This is a genomic window from Sphingobacterium sp. B16(2022), from assembly GCF_012030425.1.
Lineage (GTDB): Bacteria > Bacteroidota > Bacteroidia > Sphingobacteriales > Sphingobacteriaceae > Sphingobacterium > Sphingobacterium anhuiense.
Map to the genome: position 1 here is coordinate 743,583 of NZ_JAAUVN010000002.1, position 26,416 is coordinate 769,998.

Sequence of the window (26,416 nt, forward strand, 5' to 3'; positions counted from 1 at the left end):
ATCATAAAATATTTGCTGTTTTTGGGTACAAATATACCGTCTAACAATATTTATAATCGATACCGTAAGAATTTAGATAGGTAGTTTGACTAAAGTTGTGATAAACTTAAGGGTAAAATTAGAAAAGAGCTAATTCATTTCATTATGATTTAGCTCTTTTTTTTGCTTTTGTACATCTGATGAAGATCGGTGAATTGAGATATTTAACTGATCGATTATGAAAACGTTATGTCGTGAAAATCATCGTTATCGGCAATTGAGAATTCATTTTTGAAATGATCATATTTATACAATAAAGTGCCATAATTCAATAGAGATCTTCCATTGTCATAGTTGTTTTGGTAGAATATAGGAGCATAATATAATGTGATACCTATGTTTTTAAAATCATATCGTATACCTGTGGTAATATAGGTCTGAATCATTTTTTCTTTTTGATCATCGGTGAAAGGTTCTATTTCCATATAGCTATTTTCATTTTCCCAGTTTTCAATCTCTCTAACCAAAAAATCAGCATCTTTACGGTTAAAAAATTGTTTTTTATAACCTAAATTTTGAATATTTTCAGCCAATTCTATTTCAACCACTATTTGTGGAGGCTCAGGATATTTTAAACGGTAATCTTGGAGTTCCTGGGTGAATCTGTCATTTTTCTCTTTTTCCTTCTGTTCAAAAAACTCTTCTAGAGTAATGTTTTCAGCCTCAAGCTTATCCTGAATCTCTTTTTTTAATCTTAATTTAGGCTTTCGATTTTCTTCTTTATTCATAATATTGGGTATTTATAGGTAACTAACTGTTTGTTGTGCCTTGATGTATCAAAACTTTCGGATGATTTAAATTACATGGCATACGATCGTGAATCCTTAACAAAGTTTGTCTTAAACCTTGTTTTGATCTTCATAAATAATGCGAAATATAAACTTTAAAGTGTCTATTAGATTTATTTTAAAAATAGTATATAATTATTGGGTTAATATACGAAATAGAATTTAATAATTTATCTTATGATGTAATTATTATTACTTCATGGAAACTGCGCGAAGGGATCTTAAAGTGTCATGCATTAGTTACTTTCAAGAAGAATGATGTTCTTGCGTAAAATAACCTTGTATTTTTAATAGGAAAGAATATACAGTTCATCTGTTTATAGGATTTGTTAATAATTTTATCTGTGTAAATTATATTCTATTGAAGGTTAATTTATTAGGAGAGCCTAAAGATCAGATAAATTTCATTTGCTATTTTTTTTTGTTTAAATTTAGTTAGTTGAGATAGCCAAAATAGAACGTTAATTATTTGAAAAATTAGAAACCAATGGAAAACGAATTCAATGACATTAATAAGTGTCCATTTCATAATGGAACATTGCGTAAGGCTGTTGCTGGTGGAGGTACAACAAATCAAGATTGGTGGCCAAACCAGTTAAAAGTTAATTTATTGCGTCAACATGATGTAAAGTCTGATCCTATGGGTTTGGATTTTGATTATAAAAGAGAATTTGAAAGTTTGGATCTGGATGCAATAAAAAATGATTTAAAGGAATTAATGACAAAATCTCAAGATTGGTGGCCTGCGGATTTTGGTCATTATGGACCATTATTTATTCGTATGGCTTGGCATAGTGCAGGGACTTACCGTGTTGGCGATGGACGTGGGGGAGCAGGTCGAGGACAGCAACGTTTCGCACCTTTAAATAGCTGGCCAGATAACGTGAGCTTAGATAAAGCAAGACGATTGTTATGGCCTATAAAACAAAAATATGGACGTAAGATTTCTTGGGCAGACTTATTGATTTTAACCGGGAATATGGCTTTGGAATCAATGGGCTTTAAAACTTTGGGTTTTGCAGGAGGACGTGAGGATGTTTGGGAAGCAGATCAGGATGTATATTGGGGCTCAGAGAAAACATGGCTTGGTGGCGACGTTCGTTATGCAGATGGATCTGAGGGAGTAAAGGAAGGACATGGCGTATTGGTGTCTGACGATGACGCTGATGGTAAGATTCATAGCCGAAATTTAGAAAACCCATTGGCAGCAGTTCAAATGGGTTTAATTTATGTAAATCCGGAAGGACCTGATGGTAATCCCGATCCTATTGCGGCAGCAAAAGATATCCGGGATACTTTTGGACGTATGGCTATGGATGATGAAGAAACGGTCGCATTGATTGCCGGCGGGCATACGTTTGGTAAAACGCATGGAGCAGCGTCTGCTGATCATGTTGGTAAGGAACCTGAATCTGCTGGTTTAGAATCTCAAGGACTCGGGTGGGAAAATTCTTTTGGTACAGGGAGAGGTGGAGATACCATTACTTCAGGTCTGGAAGTGACCTGGACAAGTAGACCTACAGAGTGGACAAATCTGTTTTTTGAAAACTTGTTTGATTTTGAATGGGAGTTAACAAAAAGTCCTGCTGGAGCTCATCAGTGGGTAGCTAAAGATGCTGGTGATATTATTCCGCACGCGCACGATCCGAATAAAAAATTAAAACCGACTATGCTGACCACAGACTTGTCTTTGCGTTTTGATCCTGAATACGAAAAAATATCACGTCGCTTCAAGGATAATCCACAAGAGTTTGCTGATGCATTTGCTCGTGCCTGGTTCAAATTAACGCACCGTGATATGGGACCTCGTTCGCGTTATTTAGGTGCCGATGTGCCTCATGAAGAGTTTATATGGCAGGATCCACTTCCTAAGGTTGATTATGCTGAGATTGATGAGACAGATATTCAATCTCTAAAAGCACAGATTTTAAATACAAGTCTATCGATTTCGGAACTGGTATCTACAGCATGGGCTTCGGCCTCAACTTTTCGTAATTCGGATAAACGGGGAGGAGGAAATGGAGCTCGAATCCGCTTAGCTCCGATGAATGCCTGGGAGGTCAATAAACCGATGCAATTAAATAAGGTATTAACAATATTAACAGACATTCAAACACGGTTTAATAATGCACAGTTTGGAGGGAAAAAAGTTTCAATTGCTGATCTGATTGTTTTATCGGGTGCGGCTGCTATTGAAAAAGCGGCACACCAGGCGGGTTACGATGTGGAAGTTCCTTTTATTTCGGGGCGTACAGATGCTAGTCAAGACCAAACTGATGTAGAGTCGATTGCCTTCTTAGAACCACTAGCAGATGCATTTAGAAATTATCGTAAATTAAAAAACAAAGCAGTATCTACCGAAGAATTATTGATCGATAAAGCACAATTATTAAATCTTTCAGTTCCTGAAATGACTGTTCTAATAGGAGGTCTTCGTGTACTTGATATCAATTTTGACGAATCTAAACATGGTGTATTTACCTCACGTCCAGGACAGCTGACCAATGATTTTTTCGTAAATCTTTTAGATATGGCAACGCAATGGAAGCCAATGGATGAAACGAAAGAATTGTATTTAGGTAGTTGCCGTAAATCGGGTCAACCGAAGTGGACTGCGACACGTGCTGATCTCGTATTTGGCTCGCATGCTGAACTTCGGGCTGTTGCAGAAGTGTATGCTGAGTCTGGCAATGAAAAGTCATTTGTGGATGCTTTTATAAAAGCTTGGAATAAAGTGATGAATGCTGATCGTTTTGATAAGATATCTTAAATAAGGGTTTAATCAATACCTTTTAGAGCATATCGATTTGCTTTGGCTTGGATGAAGTCATTCAGCCACCGATACTGTTTAATTCCTATTTATACAGAAAATCCTCTCATTTAATTTGAGAGGATTTTCTGTGTAATGCTATTCGAAACCTTTTGCAGAAGATACGATACGGTATGCACAACGTCTCGCCCCTGCTATGATATGATCGGTACGTTGTACCAAGACGGATTCGCCTAAGACGGATTGAAAAATCTGAAGTTCTGAAGCACAAAATCCTTGGCAGACTTTAGCCGCTGCACAAATAGGACAATGATTTTCTACTAGCAGATATCCCTCGTCATCTTCAGTATAATCTGCCATGTAGCCCTCTCGGGTACGAATGGAGACTAATCTTTCAATCTTAGACTTTAGATTGGGTAAAGGGTCGATCTCTTCATGATATCTTTTTTTTCCTGTTGCTTCATTGACTTCAATGATCGTCTGTAAAGCTTCTGTCCCTATTGACTCTTTAATTATTGTCAATAATTTCACCGTTAACTCTGCATGGGTATCCGGAAATTTGCTGTTTCCGAGTTCTGAAATATTGAAATATTTTTGTGGCCGCCCGACTCCCTTTGATTCTGTCTCTACTTCAATCAAGCCTTCATCCATAAATTTAACCAGCTGTTGCCTAACACCTTCTTTGGTTATTTTTAATTCATGGGCAATGTCGAGTGCCGTTAACGGACCTCGCATTTTCAGTAACATTAAAATTCGGTTTGTCGTCATAAAATAATAAAACAAGTATTTGGTTGTTTTATTATTCAAAATTACTACTTTTGTTACACTTATCAAAATAGATACATGTAAGTCTACTTCTTCTGATTATCAAATTTGGTAAATGCTAAGTAAGAATTGTAATAATTATTTTTATGTGGATAGATACACCAGAAATACACCGTCCGAAAAAGATTGCTCAGTCAGCATTTCTTGCCTTTACAACTGTTGTTCCCTATTGGAATATACTGAAGAGGTAATTTCACTACTATAAAGATTAAAATCTAGTTTTTATCACTAGAAAAGAGTAAAAATATCCCCAAGCTAAATACAGGTTTGAGCGGGGAGCGGAATTCCTATGTCTAGTCTTTTAACGATAATATGTATGGAATCTCAGGCAAAAGCTCATGCCTAGTTTATTACTTATTGTTTCATTACTAAATTATTATCATGAAAAAAATGCACTTATATCTATTGTTATTTCTCGTCTCGGGAATGGTCTCCTGCGATTCAAAGAAAGAAACAGCAACAAGTGAAATAATTGCCTATCCTGTACTTACACTAAAATCTGAAAAAGCGACTCTGTCGGTAGAGTATCCAACGACGTTAGAAGGATTGCAGACAGTAGAGATTCGTTCAAAAGTAGATGGTTATATAGAGGAAGTCTTTATCGAAGAAGGCAGTCTTGTGCACACTGGGCAAAAGCTATTTAAAATAGATGCCAATCGATTCGTGCAGGATGTGAATCAACGAAAAGCGGCAGTATTAGCAGTGGAAGCAGCCCTAGAAACGGCTAGTATTCAAGTGTTGAGAACGCAGTCTCTTGTGGACAAGAAAATCGTAAATTCATTTGAACTGACGACAGCGAAGAATGTAGAAAGGGTTAAAAAGGCTGAACTTAATCAGGCAAAAGCAGCATTGTCAGATGCACAATCACAACTAGCATTTACACAGATTGTTAGCCCAATATCAGGTATAGTAGGACGGTTGCCACTTAAAAAGGGCAGTCTAGTCAGTAGTACTTCTGAAACTGCTTTGACCACAATTGCGAATACGAAGGAAGTATATGCGCATTTTTCTTTGAGTCAGAAACAGCTTAATAGCTTTCTAAATCAATATCCAGGTAAGAGCATGGCTGAGAAGTTAAGGAATATACCTCACGTTAATTTACGGACTGCTGATGGAAAAGATTACGGGTCTAAAGGAAAAATTCAGAGTCTGAGCGGGGTCATAAGTTTAGAAACCGGATCTGCAAATTTTAGAGCATTATTTCCAAATCCTGATGGTTTATTATGGAGCGGAGCGAGCGCAACTTTACAGCTCCCGACAACAATTGATGAAGCAGTGAAGGTTCCTAAAAAAGCGGTTTTTGAAATGCAGGGAAATCACTATGTCTACACGGTAGAGGCTAAAAATACCGTACACCTTACCGAAATAAAGGTATTGCCGATAGCAACAGAACAACACTATGTGGTGCAATATGGGCTTGCGCCTGGTGATATGGTTATCACTGAAGGAATTGGAAACCTAAAAGATGGTATGCAAATTCAACCTAACCCTGTATCCACAAAATAATAGAGAAGAAATGCTGAAAAAATTTATAGAAAATCCCGTTCTATCGACGGTAATATCGATAATAATTGTGATGCTGGGAATCCTGGGACTGATGTCACTTCCTATTTCACAATATCCAGAAATTGCACCTCCGACAGTTGTTGTAACAGCCTCTTATCAAGGAGCAAACGCGAATGTTGTAATGAAAAGTGTGATTATACCCTTGGAGGAACAGATTAATGGTGTAGAGAATATGACTTACATGACTTCTACGGGTAGTAATAATGGTACTGCAACTATTACCATCTTTTTTAAACAGGGAACGAATGCAGATATGGCCGCAGTGAATGTACAGAATCGGGTCAGTAAAGCTACTAGCTTGCTACCAGCGGAGGTTATTAAAGCAGGAATTACAACAAGCAAGCAGTTGAGCAGTACGGCTTTTAGTTTTTTGCTTTACAGTAAAGATGGAAAATACGATAGGAAGTTTCTGGATAACTACCTGCGTATAAATATTATGCCTCAGATGAAAAGGGTTGAGGGTGTTGGTGCTACAGAGATTTATAGTGATCAGGAATACTCGATGCGTATTTGGTTGAAACCGGATGTTATGGCCACTCATGGTCTTATACCGGAAGACATTATGGCAGCATTAAGGGAACAAAATATTGAAGCTGCACCGGGAAAAATAGGTGAAAATAGCCGTCAATCATTACAATATGCATTGAAATATACGGGGCGCCTCGAAGATCCTGAACAATTTGAAAATATTATCTTGAAAAGTGGTGTTGCGGGCGATTACTTACGTTTAAAGGAGGTCGCAGATATTGAATTTGGCGCCCTGGATTATACGACATCGCTAATTACGCAGGGAAAACTTTCTTCCGGAGGTGCCATTAGCCAGATTTCGGGATCTAATGCAAGAGATTTGATCATTGCTTGTGAAAATATTTTAAAAGAAGCGTCAAAGGATTTTCCTCCAGGAGTGGAATATCATACTTTCTTGAATGCAAATGATTTTTTGGATGCTTCGGTTGAGAAGGTTATTTATACAATTATTGAAGCATTTATATTGGTTTTTTTAGTGGTCTTTCTCTTTTTACAGGATCTGCGTTCGACTTTGATTCCAGCGATCGCAGTACCGGTCGCCATTATAGGAACGTTTTTCTTTTTAAAGCTTTTTGGTTTCACCATCAACCTCCTTACTTTGTTTGCACTGGTGTTGGCCATAGGCATTGTGGTTGATGATGCTATTGTGGTGGTCGAAGCAGTACATGCAAAATTAGATCAAGGGGCTAAATCGGCCAAGAAAGCTACATTGCATGCCATGAGCGAAATCAGTGGTGCCATTATTTCAATTACGTTGATTATGTCGGCGGTTTTTGTACCAGTCACTTTCATTACAGGATCTGCTGGAGTATTTTACAAACAGTTTGGACTGACATTGGCAGTGGCCATTATTATTTCAGCAATAAATGCGTTAACATTAAGTCCCGCTCTATGTGCTTTACTGTTAAAACCCCATGTAGCAGATGTTGAAAAGCCAAAGGGTTTCTTGCCAAAGTTTTTTACCAGTTTTAATGTGGCTTTTGAAGTAGTAACCAATAAATATATTGGTGTCGTACGCCTTTTAATCCGTCATAAATGGATTTCATTTGCAGGTATTGCAACATTTGCGCTGGTATGTTATTTCTTGGTAAAAACAACACCGACAGGTTTTGTCCCTAATGAAGATGGTGGTGCTATCTATGGAAATGTGGTTTTACCGCCGGCATCTACTCTAGAACGTACGGAAAAGATTGCATTTGAAGTCGACAGTATTGCGCGCAGTATACCGGAAGTCGAATTATCTTCTACACTCTCAGGCATGGACTTACTGCACGGTACTGGAGGTTCCTATGGAGCATTGTTCATTCGGTTAAAACCCTGGAAAGAACGTGCCGGAAAAGAGCAAAGTGCCGCAGCTGTTGTACAGAAGTTATTTCAAAAAACTGCTCATATCAAAGAAGCAAATATTATTTTCTTTGCTGCACCGACATTGCAGGGGTTTGGTAATAGTAATGGTTTTGAGTTGCAGCTACAAGATAAAACAGGTGGAAATTATCTACAGTTTAATAAAAATATCGATACGTTCATTGGTGCTTTAAATCAACGCCCTGAAATCAATTATGCTACGAGTTCTTTTAATATTGGTTTTCCTGAGTTAGAAATTAATGTCAACGTAGCCCAATGTAAGGCCGCAGGTGTAAGTGTTAATACGGTACTGACGACACTTCAGGGATATTTTGGAGGTATCTACGCCTCTGACCTTAATCGCTTTGGAAAGCAATATCGTGTCATGATGCAGGCAGGAGCTGATTATAGAGCAAAAGAAGAAGATATTAATAAGATTTATGTGCGAACTTTTAAAGGCAATATGGCACCGATATCTGAATTTGTTACTTTGAAGAAGACGTATGGACCTGAATTTATTCAACGTTTTAACTTATTTACTTCAAGTACCATAACAGGGATACCGAATGAAGGATATAGCTCTGGAGATGCTATTAAAGCGATAGAGGAGACAGCAGCTCAAACCTTAGACCGAGGCTATACCTATGAGTTTTCGGGTTTGACCCGCGAAGAGCTGTCTAGCGGTAGTCAAACAGTATTAATATTTTCACTGTGTCTTCTTTTTATCTATTTCCTTTTAAGCGCTCAATATAAGAGTTACATCCTGCCACTTTCCGTTCTTTTATCATTGCCAATCGGTTTAGCTGGAGCTTTTATTTTTGCGAAGTTATTTTCGGTAGATAATAACATATTCTTACAGATCAGTCTCATCATGTTGATCGGTTTATTGGCTAAAAATGCGATTCTTATTGTGGAGTTTGCACTTTTGCATCGATTGAGCGGAAGAACATTGGTGCAGTCCGCAATCTATGGCGCAAAATCAAGGTTACGACCTATTTTAATGACTTCCTTCGCATTTATTTTCGGATTGATTCCATTGATGTTAGCTACTGGTGCAGGTGCATTGAGTAATAAATCTATCGGAACTGCGGCTGTAGGAGGGATGTTGATCGGGACTGTATTTGGTGTGTTTGTTATTCCTATTTTATTTATTGTTTTCCAGGCATTACAGGAAAGACTATTTGGTGTCAAGGAGCCAAGCCATACACCTCGTATATTAGAAGATGAACATTAACATGCTAGATTTCGACTTATTCGGTCGCTTAATAAAATAAATAAAATTTTCGTGCTTAGCGCATATAATCTTACGCTAGCTTCATATTGATCAAACAGAAAAAGGCTAGTGTGAAAATTTAAAAATTAAGATATGATACATTATTATAGTCAATTGAAAAAAAAATCCTATAGATTGGCATTCATGTCAATACTGGGACTTTTGACCTGGAGTTCTTGTCACGTAACCCGTCCCTATAGTGTGCCGGAAAATAAAGTTAAAAACAGCTTTCGGTCACCTACTTATAGTGCTCTTGATTCAGGTTATGTGAAGAATATAGCTCATGATACGATCAATATAGCTACTGTGAAATGGTCTGATATGTTTACAGATACTATGTTGCAGCAATTGATCACAGAGGGGTTACAAGCGAATATAGACATCAAAATTGCAGTTGAGCGGATTACGGAGGCGCAGGTAAATGTGCGATTAAAAAAAGCGGCATTTTTGCCTTCATTAGAAGCTAGTATCTCTGCCAATGCACAACAGATGCCCGCTTTTCAGAGTTTTGGTTATCCGCGTAATAATACCCAATATGATATGCGATTATATACGGACTGGGAAATTGATATCTGGGGTAAACTTGGAAGCGCTAAACGTGTTGCGTTGTCACAGCTTTTAGCGACTGATGCCGCAAAGCGTGCGGTACAAACACAGTTAATTGCCAATATTGCCTCAGATTATTACGAATTACTGGCTCTGGATCAACAGTTGATGATAATTAAAAAAACTGCTGAGAACCGTGCTGAAGATGCGGCCGCAATAGCGGAACTTTTTGAAAATGCAATGCTTAATGGCGTAGCGGTAGTACAGAGTAAAGCAAACTATTATGAAGCAGAACTAGATGTGCCGGATATTGAGCAAAAGATTAAAGAAACTGAAAATAGGCTTAGTTTTTTAGTAGGCCGACATCCTAGTGCCATCCTCAGACAGTCTCTAATGCAACAACAGGTGAATTATGATTTAAATCCTGGAATTCCCGCACAATTGCTCGCGCACCGTCCTGATGTTCAAATGGCAGAATTTAATTTTAGAGCGGCATTTGAGGAAACGAATGTAGCACGTACATATTTCTATCCTGCATTATCTATAACAGCTGCTGGAGGTTTTTCAAATCTTGGTTGGAATCAGTGGTTTTCGAGTGCAAGTTTATTTGGTTCTATAGCAGGGGGGATTGCACAGCCTATTTTCAATAAAGGTGTCAATAAAGCAAGACTGTCAACTGCTCAAGCAAAACAGCAACAGGCGTTGTATCAATTCGAGAAATCTCTATTGGTAGCCAGCCAGGAAGTTTCTAATGCACTTTTTGAATATGATACGGCAATCAAAAAAATGAAATCCCGCAAAAAACAACTTGAAGCATTAACGCAGGCCGTTGCATTTAATAAAGAATTGTTTCTGAACCACCAGAACACCAATTATACCGACGTACTAACAGCAGAGCAAAATCTGTTACGTGCAGAATTGAAAAATATAGCAGATCAAAGTCAAAAATTGTATGCTGTGGTTCAATTGTATCGAGCCCTTGGCGGCGGTTGGGATTAACGGCTAATAATAAAGGGCTACCTGAGATAATGGTAGCCCTTATACTATTGATTGTAGGCTATTAAGCTCCTAAAAAGTCTTTTTCTAAATCTAAAGGGGCAATATAGCTTCCATTTTTGTATACGCGCATATTTCCACCTGAAATCTCGTCGATTAATAATAGATCTCCCGTAGCTTTATCTCTTCCGAATTCCAATTTGATATCGTAAAGTTCTAAATCCTTCTTTGCCAATTCCGTTTTTATGATTCCACAGATTTTTTTTGTTAAAGATTTTAATTCTTGATAATCAGCTTTTGATAAAATACCTAATAATTCCAAAGCATCATCCGAAATTGTAGGATCGCCTCTTTCGTCATCTTTAATCGTTACTTCCACAAAAGCATCTAGCGCATCACCTTCTTGGCAATAAGCAGCGTATCTTCTCAAGAAACTGCCTACAGCACGGTATCTACAAATGACTTCCAATCCTTTCCCAAATGGAGTCGCTTCTTTAACCACCATACTAACCTCATCTAAATTAGCGGAGACATAATGTGTTGCAATACCCTGTTCAGCTAAACGCTCGAAGAAGAACTGGGTCATTTTAAGTCCTGACTTTCCAGCACCATCAATGGTTAGCCCAACAGTATTTGCTCCAGGATCAAATACACCATTTTCACCAGTTACGTCGTCTTTAAATTTCAATAGTACTTGATTTTGTTCTAGACTGTAGACATCTTTGGTTTTACCTTTGTAAATTAAATTCATAAATAATAAGAATAGATCAATGTAATTAACAAAAATAATGTAAATATTATAAAGAAAGTTGGTTTTAGATCATAATTATGAATAATGAAGGTTTTGAATTGATAAACAAGTCGACATATCTTTAAGATTCGTGAATAAATACCGATATATAGCTTTAAAGATTATAATCAGTGCTATTTTATTGCGGATGTAATCAAAATTATCTAAGTTTAGCATTTATAAACAATTATAATCTTAAAATAATGTCACCTCTATTCAATTTAGTAAATAAGGAACACTTGGTAAATATTGCCAAGAATGGGAGGGGACAGTGGAACTTTAATTTTATTGATTAAAAATTGAATTTATAACCTAATATTATTTACAAAGGCAGTGATCAGTTGTATGTCTCACTGTCCTTAAAAAAGAGGAATCTTAAAATATGTTAAAAACTATATTATTGATAAGTGCAGGGCTTTTAATAGGGCAATCTCTGTTTGCACAAGAATCTATCAAGTTGAAAGATCTGGATCTATCTCATGCTTGGCAGGAGTATGGTATTTTGCAGAAGGGAAGTTCAGTTACAGGCGAACCTGTAACGATTAATGGGACAGTTTATGATGATGTGCTTGGAGTGCAAGCGAAAAGTATTATCAAGATTAAGTTGGAAAAAAATGCAACGCGTTTTGTTGCTCAAGTAGGTATAGCTGAATCTAAAATTGATGTTAAAGATAAATCTTTGACCATTATACCATTAGTCGACGGTACCAAATTGCATTTCATTGAAAAGCAAGGACAGAAACAGTTTGTCGGTGTCACAAAAAGTAATCCTGTCTTAGAAAAAGGTTCCGTAAAATTTACTTTGAAAGGTGATGGTAAACCTATTTTTGTAAGTTCAGTAATTAAAGGAGGAGATCGTCCTCAGCAGATTGACGTTCCTTTAAAAGACGTGATGTATCTTGAACTTGTGGCCGAAACAACTGATGATGGTCCTAGTGGTGATCACGCCGTTTGGATTGCACCGAAGATTGATTATAAAACTATAAAACCCCAACTTGTTGACGTGGGAACAGTGGGCCCTGGTGCTAATATGGATGCTAGAATCAGTAAGAAACTTGCTGCGAAAATCAAAGCATTGCCACTAATGAAACAATTGTCATCAGACAAGACGGCATTTGATTGGTTAATTACTCCTCAGAAATCTAAAGCTGGAATTTACACTTCGGCAGATGGTAAAAATATCATAATAGCAAATGCGATGGTGTCACGAACTTTTCGGATTTTCCCTAATTTGGCGACGGTAGATATTACGAACCGTATGTTAGGGGAAAGCTTGATCAGGGCAGTAAGTAGTGAGGGAACGATACAGATTGACGGTAAAAAATGGAATATTGGCGGTTTAAATGGTCAAGAAGAAAGGGGATATCTTAAGAATGAGTGGTTAGATAAAATGACAACATTACCGGAATCGTTTATGGTAGAAGATTTCGAAATAAAACCACTGGAAGAAAGAATCAAATGGGCCCGCAATCGCTGGGCACTTAATAAAGAACCAATATCAGGTCAGCAACTTGTATTTACCCTTCGTGGTGAACGAGAGTTGAAGGATGTGAAAGTGAAGCTTTATTTTAGCATCTATGATCATATTCCGGTGATTAGTAAAAGAATGGAAGTGATTAATGAATCTACATTACCAATCAATATTGACTTCTTTCAATTGGAATATTTGGCATTCTCAGAACCTGAGTCACCCGGAGATGGTGATCCTTCAGTTTTTAGATTACCCAATATTCATGTTGAGAGTGATTTCGCCGCAGGAGGGGCCTTTACTGAGAAAACAACCGATATTACAGAAAAATGGGTGACAGATCCTGCTTACACCTCGCAACGTAATTATCTCCTGGAGACTCCTTGTGTATTGGATGTATCACCTAAGCTTGGTCCGAATTACAGCTTAGAAAGTAAAGGTACTTTCCAATCATTCACTGTTTATGAAATGCCATTTGATAGTGATGATCGGGAGCGTAAAGGATTGTTTACGCGTAAGATGTATCGGACTATAGCGCCATGGACTAGCGAGAATCCTATCTTTATGCATTTAACATCCACAGATCCTGAAGTGGTACATAGAGCCATAGATCAGTGCGATTCGACAGGTTATGAGATGATTATACTTAGCTTTGGTTCGGGGTTAAATGCGGAAGATATCTCCGATGCAAACATCGCGAAATTCAAGGGTTTTGTTGATTATGCACGTAGTAAAGGCATTGATATGGGATGTTATTCCCTTTTAGCCAGCAGATGGATCAGTGATGAGGTCGATGTGATTAATCCCGAGACAGGTAAACGTGGAGGGATGCGCTTTGGTAGTTCCCCCTGTCTGGCTAGTGATTGGGGGTATGAGTATTTTGAGAAAATAAAATACTTTTTTGAAAAGACAGGCATGAAGTGTTTTGAACATGATGGTTCTTATCCCGGAGATTTCTGTGCTTCGACTACCCATGCACATCACGAGGGTTTAGCAGATTCACAATGGAAACAATTTCAGAAGGTTACTGAACTTTATCACTGGATGTCTACGCAGGGAATATACATGAATGTACCCGATTTTTATTTCTTGAATGGATCTAATAAAGTTGGAATTGGCTACAGAGAAGCGAACTGGTCTTTACCTCGCGATCGTCAACTCATACATGCACGTCAGTTAAATTATGACTGTACATGGGATAGAATTCCATCATCTTTATGGAGTTTTGTGCCATTAGTAGAGTACCAAGGAGGAGGAAAAGATGCGACTTTAGAGCCATTGAATGACCACCTTCATGAATATAAGATGCATATGATCCAAAATTATGGTGCAGGTGTGCAAGCATGTTACCGAGGGCCTCGTCTCTACGATACACCAAAAACAAAAGAAATGGTCGTCGATGTGATTAAATGGTATAAGCGTTATCGCAATATATTGAACAGTGATATCATCCACTTACGTAAACCTGATGCTCGGGACTGGGACGGAATGATGCACGTGAATCCTGATGAAAAAGAGAAAGCTTTTGCATTATTTTTTAACCCTACAGATAAAGAAATCGTACGTAAAATTCAAGTACCGCTTTATTATACTGGATTGTGCACAACAGCAAAAATCCGAGAACAAGAAGGAAGTTTAACGACTTACCAATTGAACCGTGATTACACGGTAGAATTGACGGTTAAAATACCAGCAAATGGATATACTTGGTACGTAGTAGAATAATCCACTTTTATACACAGGTTGAAAGCGCTAAAGCAAATTTCCTGCTTTAGCGCTTTTTTTAATCATGTTTTTTAAGGTAACGTAGCTTGTGAATTTTTTCTTTAGAAAGTTTTCTATAAAACGTATGTTTCTATTACAAGTTTATATACTGTTTATTTGATGAAGCACAAGTATCGAAGTTGATTGATTTTTCCGATAATATAATGGATTTTCACAAAAATAAAAGGTATAGTTCATCTATATTTGTTCCATATTTAATAAAATAGAATAGAAATTCAATGAAAAAATCAATTTTTATAGCGATTACTACTGTAGTAGGGTTTGTTTTTAATACTCAGGCTCAAGAGTACAAGAAACATGAAATCAGAATTGACTATAGCGATGCGACTCCATTGGTGATAGCAGATGTCTTTACAAATGCTTTTGTCAGTGCAATATCGGGAAGCGAAAGTTCAAATGAACAAGCATTTGGTATGCTGTCGGCGGGATATCGCTATGCGCTGAGTAATCGATTTTCGATAGGAGCCGATCTAAGCTATGCTAATGCTTCTTCAGATATGAAAAACAAGAGCACAAATGAGATTACCTATAGAAAGAGTAATTTTTACATGGTGTTGCCTACCGCTAAATATTCATATGTGAAAAGCGGAATAATTGATTTTTATGGTACAGTTGCTTCTGGAGCAATATTGGCTAACGGTAGTGATAGAACAGATCATGAAAAGACCACTACCAATGATATAATCTTTGCTTTTCAGGTAAATCCATTGGGTTTGCGAATTGGTAAAGATTGGGGTGGTTTTCTTGAAGCCGGTTATGGTTTTAAAGGCATTTTTGCACTAGGCGCAAGTTACCGTTTTTAAATATATTGATAGATTTTAATGTAACTTATTTAATATATAACGAAGTTAAAGCCGTGCCACTAAGCACGGCTTTTTTTGTTGAAAAATAATATAGTATTTGCTCAGAGGTAGATTAAGAGTCTTTTGTATAGAAAAGTTGTTGGAAATATGTCGGAAATTTATAAAAGGGCTCTCGCTTAGTCTGTTTGTGTCTCCTTTTATTTTTTATATCTTAGGAAGAGTAAACTAAATATAAACCTGAAATCAATTGATTTATCATATCCTGATCCTTTAATGTTAAATTATTCATTTTAATTGGTGGGGATAGTTATAGGTAAACTTTTGTAATGGCAATCAACGCCTACATTATGATGAATAGACAAAAATTTATTAAAACTTCTACTTTATTAGCTGCATCTGCATTATTATTTAAAGGAACAAATGTGTTGGCAGATACAAAAAAAATACGGATTGGTGTAATCGGCGTAAATGGGATGGGATGGTCCAATTTGACCGCAATATTAAAAAATACAAATGTAGTATGCACTGCACTTTGTGATGTAGATGAAAATGTTCTAAATACCCGTGTTTCCGAATTGAAAAAGCGTGATATAAACGTTAAGACATATATTGATTATAAGCAATTATTAGCAGATAATAATGTTGATGCTGTGATTATAGGAACGCCCGATCATTGGCATTGTTTGATGATGGTGGATGCCGTTGCGGCAGGGAAACATGTCTATGTAGAAAAACCGATTGGCAATTCGATCAAAGAGTGTGAGCTCATGGTGGCCGCCGCTCAAAAGTATAATGCTATTGTTCAAGTAGGGCAGTGGCAACGTAGTCAACAGCATTTTGAGGATGCTATGAAATTTCTACATGCTGGTAGTCTCGGTAAGGTAAGAATGGTTAAAGTATGGGCCTACTTAGGTTGGAAGAAGGATGTTCCAATTGTCCCGGATTCAGCAATTCCAGCAGGTGTACATTATGATAGATGGCTGGGCCCTGCTACAAAAAGGCCTTTTAATGTAAATCGTTTTCATTTTAATTTCCGTTGGTTTTGGGATTATGCCGGCGGTCTGATGACAGATTGGGGCGTGCATATGCTGGATTTTGCGTTGATCGGTATGAAAGTTTCGGATCCACGTTCGATCATGGCAGCAGGAGGAAAATTTGCTTATCCTGATGATGTTGAGGAGACACCAGATACTTTGACAACTTTATATGAGTTTGATGGGTTTAATGTGCAGTGGGAACATGCAATAGGTATTGATGGTGGACCTTATAACAAAGGCCATGGTGTGGCTTTTATTGGAAACAATGGTACTTTAGTACTGAATAGACAGGGGTGGGAAGTATTGCCAGAAGGGGATCGAATGGCTGCGGTACCATTTCAAAAATCTAAAGATAATGGTTTGGAAAGGCATATGGACAACTTTGTTGAAGCAATTCTTACGCGAAATAAAAGTATTCTGAAAGCCCCTGTTGAAGCGGGTGCGCATATTGCCATTTTATCTCAAATGGGAAATATTGCATACAGAACGGGGAAAAAATTGTACTGGAATAAAGACAAACGTCAGTTCTCAGATAAAGAAGCGAATGAGTATTTGGTTGCAAAATATCATAATGGTTATTCGTACCCCAAAGTGTAGTTATTTAGGATTGATAGTTACTGGTTGGAAATATAAAACTATTATTTTATCATTTTTTATTGCATTGCTATCTTCTCAATAAATAGTATTTTTATTTATTGAGAAGATGACCCATTTAATGTAATCAGAACAAAAATATTATTTGTCTTCCTACCAAGATATACTTCCTGTTACTTTTTTATTGTAAATCTATACGATTCAAATTATTTGGGTTTCCTTGTTCTCATCTACTTTTTTTTAGAATGTATTAATTCACGCTGTATCTTTTTGATCAAAAATATGATCTTTTTAGGTTTTACATAGTTGTTACAATAACTGTTGCATAATTTAAGAGAACTAAAAAAACTGTATCGGAACATTTTTAGTAATTTTTATTATAAATAGTTACAGAAATTGATTTTAAGCTGTTTGAGTTGTTATATTATTTTTTATTAGAAAAAAGATTCTTCAGTATTGTTTTTTTGTCTCAAAATTATTTAAAAATGCATAGTACTATTTGTTATATGTTTATATCATATTTTTATTTATTAAAATCTAGTTGTTATATTTAGATCAACCAAATAATAAATTTTTGTAAAGTTTAATTCTTAACATGCTATGAAAACTCTCCAATTTAATGTGCCAACAGCCCAAGGACAAAGTTTAACAATACAAGAAGATGTAATGGATTCATTTTATCCTTATTTGCATAGGCATCAAGAAGCACAGCTGATGTGGATTAAAAAGGGTAAGGGCGTTTTAGTTGTCGAAGATACTTTGCATCCTTTTAAAGAAAATGATATATTCTTTTTGGGAGCAAATCAGCCTCACGTATTTAAATCGATGTCACAAGATGGCTTATTCAATGAATCAAGATCTATTTCTGTTTTTTTTGATCCACATGGTAAATTGAAGTCCTTGTTTTCGTTAGGTGAGTTTGATTCTTTGAACCAGTTTATTAACAGTAATTCTCGTGGATTTAAAGTTCCAGATGCTTATTTTAATCAAATTTCGGAAAGAGTAGTGCAATTAAAGAGTGTTGATGAGCTTGATAAATTGATGCAGTTCTTTTATTTGTTACGATCATTAGCCTCAATTTCTAAAGAAACAGATCCGCTGTGCATAGAAAGAATTGAATTTAATCGGGATGGGCCAAGTGGTGTAAGTCGAATTAATTTAATATGCAATTATATAAAAGAGAATTTTAAAAAGGAACTGAGTTTAGAAGATGTCGCCAACTATGCAAACTTAACCCCCCAGGCCTTCTGTAGGTATTTTAAAAAGCATTGCGGGGTGACTTTTGTATCTTACTTAAACCGCATTCGTATAAAGGAAGTCTGTAACCATTTAAATGAAGGTGGTCTAGAGAGTGTGTCCTTTATTGCCTATAATTGTGGTTTTAATAGCATCACTAATTTTAATCGTGTTTTTAAACAAGTAAGAGGGTGCAATCCGAAAGAATATACGGATAATTACAAAAATACTGTTTTTACTGGAATTTAATAAAAATGTATCTTGCTGGATAATGCTGCTGTAGAGCTATAATAATATTTAACATTTTATGTTAAAAAACGGCTCATCTTTGTTAAGATAAGGTTAAGATTTGAAGGTTACTATTGATAACTTAGTTATTACATAGACATGATAAACTAACATTTGAATCACTATTTTATGAAAAAAACAGCTATTACATTTCTAGCGGCTAACTTGCTGGTCAGTTCGGCTATTTATGCGCAGACCGTACTGAAAGGTAAGGTGGTCGGTCAAGATGGAAAACCAATCCCAGGGGTTTCCATTTCCTTACAGGACGGTACAGGAACACAAACTGGGCCTAATGGTGATTTTTCTATTTCATATAGACAAGCCGGTATCTTAAATGTTTCGGCTATTGGTTATGAACGAAAACAAATTAACCTTACAAATCAAACCAACCTCTCTATTACATTAGCTTCAAATACGGAAAGTTTGGACGAAGTGGTGGTGACAGCCATGGGTATTTCAAGAGATAAAAAATCTTTGGGATATGCCGTTCAAGAAGTAAAAGCCAAAGAGTTGACTGATGCTGGGCAATTAAGTGTAACTGGAGCTTTAACAGGTAAGGTTGCTGGGGTTCAGGTGAATCAATTTGGTGGAGCAGTAGGTTCTTCTGCGAGGATCTCTATTCGAGGAAACACATCACTTTTAAATGATCAACAACCTTTAATTGTAATCGATGGAGTACCAATTACTAATAACTCACAAAGAAGTGGGGATAATACCTATGGAGGTGTTGATTATGGTTCGGGTTTAAATGATATCAATCCAGAAGATATTGAAAATATTACTGTATTAAAAGGTGGATCCGCAGCTTTATACGGTATGCGAGGTGGTAAAGGTGTCATCATGATCACTACTAAGTCCGGTAAGCGCGCTAATAATGGTGTGCAAATATCCTATGATGCTAATTTCAGTATAGATAGAGCATCAACTATTCCAAAGTATCAAAACCTTTACGGCCAGGGGTCACGCGGTGACGAATATAATTATGGACTTTTAGCTAAGGGAAATGGATTAACTTACCAACAATTTGCGCAAGATAGTTCTTTTTCATACGTGGATGGGGCTGGAGGAGGAATAAATGATGGATTTGATGAATCTTGGGGACCTCGCTTAGATATCGGATTAATGCTTCCTCAATTCAATAGTCCTACCGTTGATGGTGTTAGACAAGCTACCCCTTGGATATCCCATAAAAATAATGTTAAAGATTTTTTCCAGACAGGTTTTTCTCAAAATCATAACCTTTCCTTATTAGCAAAAAGCGATCGTTCGTCAACCCGTGCTTCAATATCTTTTAGAGATCAAAAAGGAACAGTTCCAAATACGGATCAGAAGAAATACACAGCTCAACTGAATAACGAATATAAGATCAGTGATAAGATAACATTCGACATTATGTCGAATTATACCCGGACTGAAAGTGATAATTTGATTATGCAGGGGTATGATGGAGCTAATCCTATGAATGGATTGATTTGGTTCGGTAGACAAGTCGATATGAAAGATCTGAAAAGAAATTGGGATCAACGTGATGCTCAAGGTAATTATACCTATTATAATTGGAATTCGAATTATCATATGAATCCATATTACACGATGAATGAATCGCTAAACTCTTTGCAAATGAATCGTATTTTTGGAAAAAGTTCGCTTTATTATCAACCCTTTGATTTTTTGAAATTTGAGGGGCGAGTAGGTGTAGATTATGCTAACGCTAAGAGGTTTGAACGAAATTACTTCAATTTTGACCATTTGAATGGTAGTTTTAGCGAAAACAAAAATAATAGAACAGAGTTTAACGCTGATTTTATAGCAAATTTTAATAAACAATATGGGGATTTCAACATATTAGCTACAGCGGGTGCAAATTACCGCGATTATCAAATGAATCTAAATACACTTGGAGCAACAGGTCTGAATGTCCCTGGAGTTTATACGATCGCGAATAAGATTGGACCTGCTGAAACAATAATGGATAATGAGCACAATCGCTCTAATTCCATTTATGGTCAGGCATCCGTTGGCTGGCGAGATCAATTATATGTTGATGTGACTGCTCGAAATGATTGGTCTTCAACTTTAACAAAGTCATTCTTTTATCCATCAGTAAGTATGAGCTGGATCCCAACAACTTCTTTTGAAAGTATTAAAGGGGATTTCTTGTCATTTATGAAATTGAGATTGAATATTTCAGAGGTAGGTAATGCCACAGATCCGTATCGCAATAGAAATTATTATTATGCACAAACTGATGCATTTAATGATTTAGCGCAGATGTATAAAAGCATGACTTATGCGATTGAGAATTTGGTTCCAGAATCTATAAATACTTGGGAAACAGGAGTAGAATTAGGATTGTTCAATAATCGATTACATGCCGATTTTACTTATTATCATAAAAATGCGAAAAATCAATTACTTCCTGTAAATACATCAAATACAGTAAGTTTTACAAGAATGTTCTTGAATGCGGGTAATATTGAAAGCAAAGGTGTTGAACTTCAATTACGAGGTGATATTCTAAAGAAGGAAACTGGTTTGAACTGGACTGCGACAGCAAACTTCTCAAAAGATAAAAGTAAAGTTTTGGAATTATATCCAGCTCTAGATTTGAAGGATTATCAAATTGGATGGACTTGGGGGATTGCCAATATGGCTAGAGAAGGTCAACCATGGGGAACATTAGTAGGACCAGGATATGATCGTGTTGAAGATGGAGCAATGAAAGGGGCTATTAAGGTTACAAGTGCAGGTTTAGTTCAAAGTAAAGCTGCGCAAAATATAGGTAATGTTGTTCCAGATTTCTTAGCAAGTTTACGTAATGATTTTACTTATAAGGACTTTAGTTTTGGCTTTATGTTGGATTTTCGTAAAGGTGGAGACATTTGGTCACAAACGATGTCACATGGTTATACAACGGGTGTAGCAGAGATTACAGCAGCCAATGGAATACGCGAACGTGCAATACTTGCAGGAAGAGATGTAATGACAAATGAACGCTTTGCGATGTCTGATGGTAAGGGTGGATGGATAGAAAATAATATTGAAACGACCGCTCAGGATTGGTATGAGGGTGGCGGTATTGCAGCTATGTATGTTTTTGATGGTTCATTTTTGAAATTACGGGAAGCCTATTTTACGTATAATTTACCTCAACATCTTTATAGTCGAATTAAAGGGATAAAACGGGCAAATCTATCTGTAATCGGATCTAATTTGGCTTTGCTTTGGGTAGATAAGTCAAATACCATGAGAATAGATCCTGAATCAGGAGGTGTTTCAAGTGATTCTAGGGGTGTTGGTTTTGAACAAGCAACGGTTCCAAATTCTAGAAGCATTGGTTTAAAACTAGGATTTACTTTTTAACCTTTGTTCCGTTCGGTAAAATGATATTTCAATTGAATTAAAGAATCAGAATGATGAAAAAAATACTATTTAATATAAAATTTGCTTCGATACTCGCGATAGTTTGTCTAGCAGGTTGTACAAAAGACTTTGAGAAAATTAATACGGATCCAGATGCATTACCTGATGTTCCACCTCAAAATATGTTGATCAATGTACTCCGTAATGCAGGAGAACAATTTGGCGGGGATATCGACGGTTATGGCACCTTTGCTGGTTATATTGTTAAAATTCAATATCCAGACAATATGAGTGGGTTGATTCCGACCAATAATTCTTATGGAAATCGTTGGGCTGCTTGTTATTATAACATTACGCAGATGAATGATCTTTTAAAGAAAACCGAAGAACGAGCGCAAGCATTTAAGAATGTAAGAACCATCGCACGAATTTGGCAAAACTATATGTGGTCGCATTTATTGGATGGGTGGGGAGATATTCCTTATTCTGAGGCGTTTAAAGGGATGCCAGGAGATGGGAGTTTGTTGAAACCTAAATATGATAAACAAGAAGATATTTTTCCTGCCGTGTTAGCTGATTTGAAAAAGATTGCAGATGAAATGGATAAAGGGATTGGAGAAGATATAATTGGAAATTATGATATTATCTATAATGCAGATAATAATACAGCATTAGATGTGGAGATGTTAAGATGGCAGAAATTTTGTAATTCTTTGCGTCTTCGTATGGCTATGCGTATTTCTGCGGTATCACCAGCTCTCGCCAAATCGACAATTGAAGAGATTGCTGGAAATAAAGATAAATATCCAGTTTTGGAAACTAATGCCGAAAACTGTTATTTATATTACCCAGGAACGCTACCTTATATGGAACCGTGGTATAAATCTGGTATCAATGGGAAACGTATTGATAACTGGGGTATGTTTGACATATTTATAAATTACTTAAATGAAGTTGGAGACCCAAGAATTGCTTCAGTAGCACAGAAGACAAATGTAGGAACATATGTTGGTTATCAAAATGGATTAACAGCATCGCCTAGTCCTTTAAGGTCGGTATCATGGATCGGTGAGCATTACATTAACAATGCAGGAGGATATACACCATTTTATCGATCAAGTGAAACCTATTATATATTAGCGGAAGCAGCAATGCTAGGTTATAATGTTGGAATAACAGCCGAAGCGGCATATAATAAGGCGGTCATGATTTCCATGGAAGATAATGGCATTTCCGAAGCTGATGCAAAAGCTTATTTAGCAGGTAAAGGAAAGTTCAATAATACAAAGGAGAGAATATGGTGGGATATGTGGGTCGCCCTGTTTAAGGAGAATTATGAGGGTTGGGCACTCTACAGAAGAACAGGGATTCCTTCTACAAATTATCCTTCTTTAAATTCAGTATTTAAAGGAAAACATAATGATCAACCATGGCGATTGCCTTATCCGAATAATGAATATTTATACAATAAGGTTAATACGGAGGCTGCAGCAGCTGGAGTGGTTGACCAATCTTGGGGTAAAAGATTGTGGTGGGCAAAAGATAATGGCAAGAACTAAATTTCATGTGTTTATGTTTACTGAGGAGCGGGGTGACAGAAGTCACCTCGCTTTTCTTTTTCAGTTAATTGATCTTATAGAGATCAACATAGTTTTTGGTTTGTCATCTCAAAGGACTTTTTAATCTGCTTTAATTAGAATTCCTAAATAAGAAATTGCTCTAATAGCTCCTTTGTATTAAAAAACTAATCTCAATTAGTGATCTCCATAACCAACATCATCCAGTTTACCTTTAAACACTTTAAATTGGATAATGAAATAAACAATAACCAATACAGCGGCGATAGAAAACCAGCCTAGTCCAACAGATAATCCATACTCGTGTGCGGCTACGTTTTGCACCGTTAAAGATGGGTTTACAGTATTTGTCGATGGAAGTAAGATTGGAAACATAGATGCTATAGTAGAGCCGAAACTTCCGAAGATAAATAGGGATGAAAATATAAATCCTGATAAGTCTTTTTTGAATTTTTTAATTTGAAACTGCCCAACTAGTCCGATAGAAGCAATGATCGGGAAAATCCAAAGCCAATAATAAGTTCCAAAATTATGCAGTGAAATTGGTTTCACATAGTGCCACACAAAAGCGGATAAGATTACTAAAAATAATAAGACAAAGTTGAGCTTAAATATGACCTCTTTTAATCGCTGGCTTAAAGAGCTAGAAGTTTTTAATATAATCCAGTTAGCGCCGTGGATAGTCAGTGTAACAACTGCGACTAGGCCTAATAGTATGGTGAACCAGTCAATGATACCTTGATGTTCTGCCAGTGGATCAAATGTTGGGTTCCAAAGTGCCAGAAAGAAATAATGTGGTTCCTGTTTAGAGACTCCATTTTCGACCATACCAAGGTTCACTCCCCGGACAACATTACCTAAAGCCGCTCCAAAGAATAAAGCAAGCAGGAGACTGGCTAAGCCAAAAGCTTTATCCCACAATGCTTCCCACATGCGGTTATGCACTTGACCTCTTAATTCTAAACTTATTGCTCGAAAGATAAGCAACCAGAGAACAAGCATCAAGGGTAAATAGAAGCCACTGAAAGCTGAAGCATATAACGTTGGGAAGGCAAAAAATAAGACCCCTCCCGAAGCGATGAGCCATACTTCATTAGCATCCCAAAAAGGTCCGATAGAATTTGTTACTGCTTTTCTTTCTTCTTCTGTCTTCGCAAAAAAGAGATGAACAATTCCTGCTCCAAAGTCATAACCATCTAGAATAACATAGATTCCTAGCATGACCATTAATACGATAAACCAAAATATTTCCATGATCAATTACGTTAAGGAGATTTGAGGCTCAGGACCTTTTCTTATTATTTTTAACACAAGCATTAAAAATAATAATCCTAATAAAATATAAAGTCCAACAAACCCTAATAAAGTAAATAGGGCATTGCCAGAAGAAACGGTTGGAGAAACGCCATCTACCATGCGCATCAGGTTGTATACAAGCCAGGGTTGTCTTCCTAGTTCAGCTGTATACCATCCTGCAGTATTAGCGATATAGGGGAAAGGAATCATAAACATGATGATCCAGAGCAACCATTTTGTCTGAAATAATTTGTTTTTCCAAAGTAAAAACGTGGCCGCTACCATTATTGCAATAAAAATGGTGCCTAGGCCCGCCATGATATGATAACCATAATACAGTCCAGGTACATTGGTAGGATGTATGGATTCGTCAAATTCATTCAAACCCTTGATCTCTGCATCCCAACGTTGATAGGTAAGAAAGCTAAGGACATTTGGAACAGCAATTTTGTTATCTAATTTTTTATTTTGCATATCTGGCTGACCAATAAGTACGATTTCTGATCCCCCTTTTTCGGTCTTAAAAATACCTTCCATAGCCGCAAAGGTGACCGGTTGATATTTGACAACATTCTTAGCAGCCATATCACCTGTTGGAAAAGCAACTACAATAGAGGATATAACACCGAAAATGACACCAGTTTTAACGAACATTTTTCCAAATTTGCTGTGTTTATTACTCAATAAGTAAAAAGCACCTATGGATGCTACAAAGAAAGAGCTCGTAATCAGAGAACCTGCCTGATTATGTAAATAGGAAGGCCATAGCCATGGATTATTAAAAAGCGCAGTAAAATTATTTAATACAAATTTTCCATTTTCTAATATTTCATATCCCACCGGATACTGCATCCAGGAATGGGTTGCAATGATGAGAAAGCCGCTCGCCCAAGAACCGATAAATACCATTAATCCAGAGAGGAAATGGAGTTTGTGTCCAAGTAACTTTTCTCCAAAAAGAAACATCCCTAGAAAGGACGATTCTAGAAAGAAGGAGAACATACCCTCCATGGCTAATGTTTGTCCGATAATGCCACCCGTTAATTCGGAAAATTTTGCCCAGTTCGTACCAAATTGAAATTCCATTGGAATACCCGTGACGACACCCATTGTAAAGTTCAAAGCGAATATTTTCATCCAGAATTTTGCAGCATGATTGTATTCTTCAATTTTCGTTCGTAAGAATTTCCATTTGAAGTAAACGATCATCAGGGAGAGGCCCATCGTTAATTGCGGAAACAGGTAGTGAAAGGTAATGGTGAAAGCAAACTGTAACCGATTGTAAAGAATCATGTCTTCCATACGACATTATATGAGGTTAAAATATAACCTAAATATAATTGTTTTTTATATGGGAAACAATAAAGTGCTTTTACTTATTTGTGATGATTTTTATAAACCATCCTGCAGATTGAGTTGGATGCGGAATGGCTATTATGATATTATGAAACACTTATTGATTTCTATTATGGCTTTATTTTAATAAAGATTTATAAAATATAAA

Annotated in this window: 15 protein-coding genes; 10 read left to right on the forward strand and 5 right to left on the reverse strand. The window is 36.7% G+C overall.

What is annotated here, in order from left to right:
• Positions 1-215: 215 nt before the first annotated feature.
• Positions 216-767 carry a hypothetical protein gene (locus HCX49_RS13425; RefSeq protein ID WP_168127359.1) on the reverse strand — a complete coding sequence of 184 codons (552 nt, stop codon included), beginning with the start codon at positions 765-767 and terminating at the stop codon, positions 216-218.
• A 547-nt stretch (positions 768-1,314) separates the two neighbouring features.
• On the opposite strand from HCX49_RS13425, the gene katG reads away from it, so the two are divergent.
• Positions 1,315-3,597: a catalase/peroxidase HPI gene (gene katG, locus HCX49_RS13430; protein ID WP_168127360.1), complete on the forward strand. Its 2,283-nt coding sequence runs from the start codon at positions 1,315-1,317 to the stop codon at positions 3,595-3,597.
• Between the two features lie 138 nt (positions 3,598-3,735).
• Here the strand turns inward: katG and HCX49_RS13435 are convergent, their stop codons facing one another.
• A complete protein-coding gene (locus HCX49_RS13435; protein ID WP_237682797.1) occupies positions 3,736-4,344 on the reverse strand; it encodes a helix-turn-helix transcriptional regulator in 609 nt (202 codons plus the stop codon).
• 459 nt (positions 4,345-4,803) lie between these two features.
• Between HCX49_RS13435 and HCX49_RS13440 the strand changes: the two genes are divergently transcribed.
• The 3 genes from HCX49_RS13440 (at position 4,804) to HCX49_RS13450 (ending at position 10,678) form a co-directional block, all read left to right on the forward strand.
• Positions 4,804-5,928, forward strand: a complete 1,125-nt coding sequence (locus tag HCX49_RS13440) for an efflux RND transporter periplasmic adaptor subunit (RefSeq protein ID WP_168127361.1) — start codon at positions 4,804-4,806, stop codon at positions 5,926-5,928.
• 10 nt (positions 5,929-5,938) lie between these two features.
• A complete protein-coding gene (locus tag HCX49_RS13445) occupies positions 5,939-9,094 on the forward strand; it encodes an efflux RND transporter permease subunit (protein WP_168127362.1) in 3,156 nt (1,051 codons plus the stop codon).
• Between the two features lie 132 nt (positions 9,095-9,226).
• On the forward strand, positions 9,227-10,678 hold the full coding sequence (locus HCX49_RS13450; RefSeq protein WP_237682798.1) for an efflux transporter outer membrane subunit: 1,452 nt from the start codon (positions 9,227-9,229) through the stop codon (positions 10,676-10,678).
• A 61-nt stretch (positions 10,679-10,739) separates the two neighbouring features.
• Here the strand turns inward: HCX49_RS13450 and HCX49_RS13455 are convergent, their stop codons facing one another.
• On the reverse strand, positions 10,740-11,426 hold the full coding sequence (locus tag HCX49_RS13455; protein ID WP_168127363.1) for a phosphoribosylaminoimidazolesuccinocarboxamide synthase: 687 nt from the start codon (positions 11,424-11,426) through the stop codon (positions 10,740-10,742).
• Positions 11,427-11,847: 421 nt separating this feature from the next.
• Between HCX49_RS13455 and HCX49_RS13460 the strand changes: the two genes are divergently transcribed.
• The 6 genes from HCX49_RS13460 to HCX49_RS13485 all read left to right on the forward strand — a co-directional run bounded on the left by HCX49_RS13460 (position 11,848) and on the right by HCX49_RS13485 (position 23,598).
• Positions 11,848-14,658, forward strand: a complete 2,811-nt coding sequence (locus tag HCX49_RS13460) for an NPCBM/NEW2 domain-containing protein (protein ID WP_168127364.1) — start codon at positions 11,848-11,850, stop codon at positions 14,656-14,658.
• Between the two features lie 278 nt (positions 14,659-14,936).
• Positions 14,937-15,521: a porin family protein gene (locus HCX49_RS13465; RefSeq protein ID WP_168127365.1), complete on the forward strand. Its 585-nt coding sequence runs from the start codon at positions 14,937-14,939 to the stop codon at positions 15,519-15,521.
• Between the two features lie 347 nt (positions 15,522-15,868).
• The gene (locus HCX49_RS13470) at positions 15,869-17,155 is read left to right on the forward strand and encodes a Gfo/Idh/MocA family protein (protein WP_168127366.1); all 1,287 of its coding nucleotides are present in this window, start codon (positions 15,869-15,871) and stop codon (positions 17,153-17,155) included.
• 597 nt (positions 17,156-17,752) lie between these two features.
• Positions 17,753-18,637: an AraC family transcriptional regulator gene (locus HCX49_RS13475; RefSeq protein WP_168127367.1), complete on the forward strand. Its 885-nt coding sequence runs from the start codon at positions 17,753-17,755 to the stop codon at positions 18,635-18,637.
• Positions 18,638-18,805: 168 nt separating this feature from the next.
• A complete protein-coding gene (locus HCX49_RS13480) occupies positions 18,806-22,039 on the forward strand; it encodes a SusC/RagA family TonB-linked outer membrane protein (RefSeq protein ID WP_168127368.1) in 3,234 nt (1,077 codons plus the stop codon).
• A gap of 50 nt (positions 22,040-22,089) precedes the next feature.
• Complete coding sequence (locus HCX49_RS13485; RefSeq protein WP_237682799.1) at positions 22,090-23,598, forward strand: SusD/RagB family nutrient-binding outer membrane lipoprotein; 1,509 nt, start codon at positions 22,090-22,092, stop codon at positions 23,596-23,598.
• A 195-nt stretch (positions 23,599-23,793) separates the two neighbouring features.
• On the opposite strand, the gene cydB is transcribed toward HCX49_RS13485, so the two are convergent.
• The gene (gene cydB / locus HCX49_RS13490; protein ID WP_132770272.1) at positions 23,794-24,870 is read right to left on the reverse strand and encodes a cytochrome d ubiquinol oxidase subunit II; all 1,077 of its coding nucleotides are present in this window, start codon (positions 24,868-24,870) and stop codon (positions 23,794-23,796) included.
• 6 nt (positions 24,871-24,876) lie between these two features.
• Complete coding sequence (locus HCX49_RS13495) at positions 24,877-26,214, reverse strand: cytochrome ubiquinol oxidase subunit I (RefSeq protein ID WP_132770270.1); 1,338 nt, start codon at positions 26,212-26,214, stop codon at positions 24,877-24,879.
• Between the last annotated feature and the right edge of the window lie 202 nt (positions 26,215-26,416).

Coding starts and splice junctions, on each gene's coding strand:
- HCX49_RS13425 (WP_168127359.1), bottom strand. CDS start 767: ATGAATAAAGAAGAAAATCGAAAGCCTAAATTAAGATTAAAAAAAGAG.
- katG (WP_168127360.1), top strand. CDS start 1,315: ATGGAAAACGAATTCAATGACATTAATAAGTGTCCATTTCATAATGGA.
- HCX49_RS13435 (WP_237682797.1), bottom strand. CDS start 4,344: ATGTTACTGAAAATGCGAGGTCCGTTAACGGCACTCGACATTGCCCAT.
- HCX49_RS13440 (WP_168127361.1), top strand. CDS start 4,804: ATGAAAAAAATGCACTTATATCTATTGTTATTTCTCGTCTCGGGAATG.
- HCX49_RS13445 (WP_168127362.1), top strand. CDS start 5,939: ATGCTGAAAAAATTTATAGAAAATCCCGTTCTATCGACGGTAATATCG.
- HCX49_RS13450 (WP_237682798.1), top strand. CDS start 9,227: ATGATACATTATTATAGTCAATTGAAAAAAAAATCCTATAGATTGGCA.
- HCX49_RS13455 (WP_168127363.1), bottom strand. CDS start 11,426: ATGAATTTAATTTACAAAGGTAAAACCAAAGATGTCTACAGTCTAGAA.
- HCX49_RS13460 (WP_168127364.1), top strand. CDS start 11,848: ATGTTAAAAACTATATTATTGATAAGTGCAGGGCTTTTAATAGGGCAA.
- HCX49_RS13465 (WP_168127365.1), top strand. CDS start 14,937: ATGAAAAAATCAATTTTTATAGCGATTACTACTGTAGTAGGGTTTGTT.
- HCX49_RS13470 (WP_168127366.1), top strand. CDS start 15,869: ATGATGAATAGACAAAAATTTATTAAAACTTCTACTTTATTAGCTGCA.
- HCX49_RS13475 (WP_168127367.1), top strand. CDS start 17,753: ATGAAAACTCTCCAATTTAATGTGCCAACAGCCCAAGGACAAAGTTTA.
- HCX49_RS13480 (WP_168127368.1), top strand. CDS start 18,806: ATGAAAAAAACAGCTATTACATTTCTAGCGGCTAACTTGCTGGTCAGT.
- HCX49_RS13485 (WP_237682799.1), top strand. CDS start 22,090: ATGATGAAAAAAATACTATTTAATATAAAATTTGCTTCGATACTCGCG.
- cydB (WP_132770272.1), bottom strand. CDS start 24,870: ATGGAAATATTTTGGTTTATCGTATTAATGGTCATGCTAGGAATCTAT.
- HCX49_RS13495 (WP_132770270.1), bottom strand. CDS start 26,214: ATGGAAGACATGATTCTTTACAATCGGTTACAGTTTGCTTTCACCATT.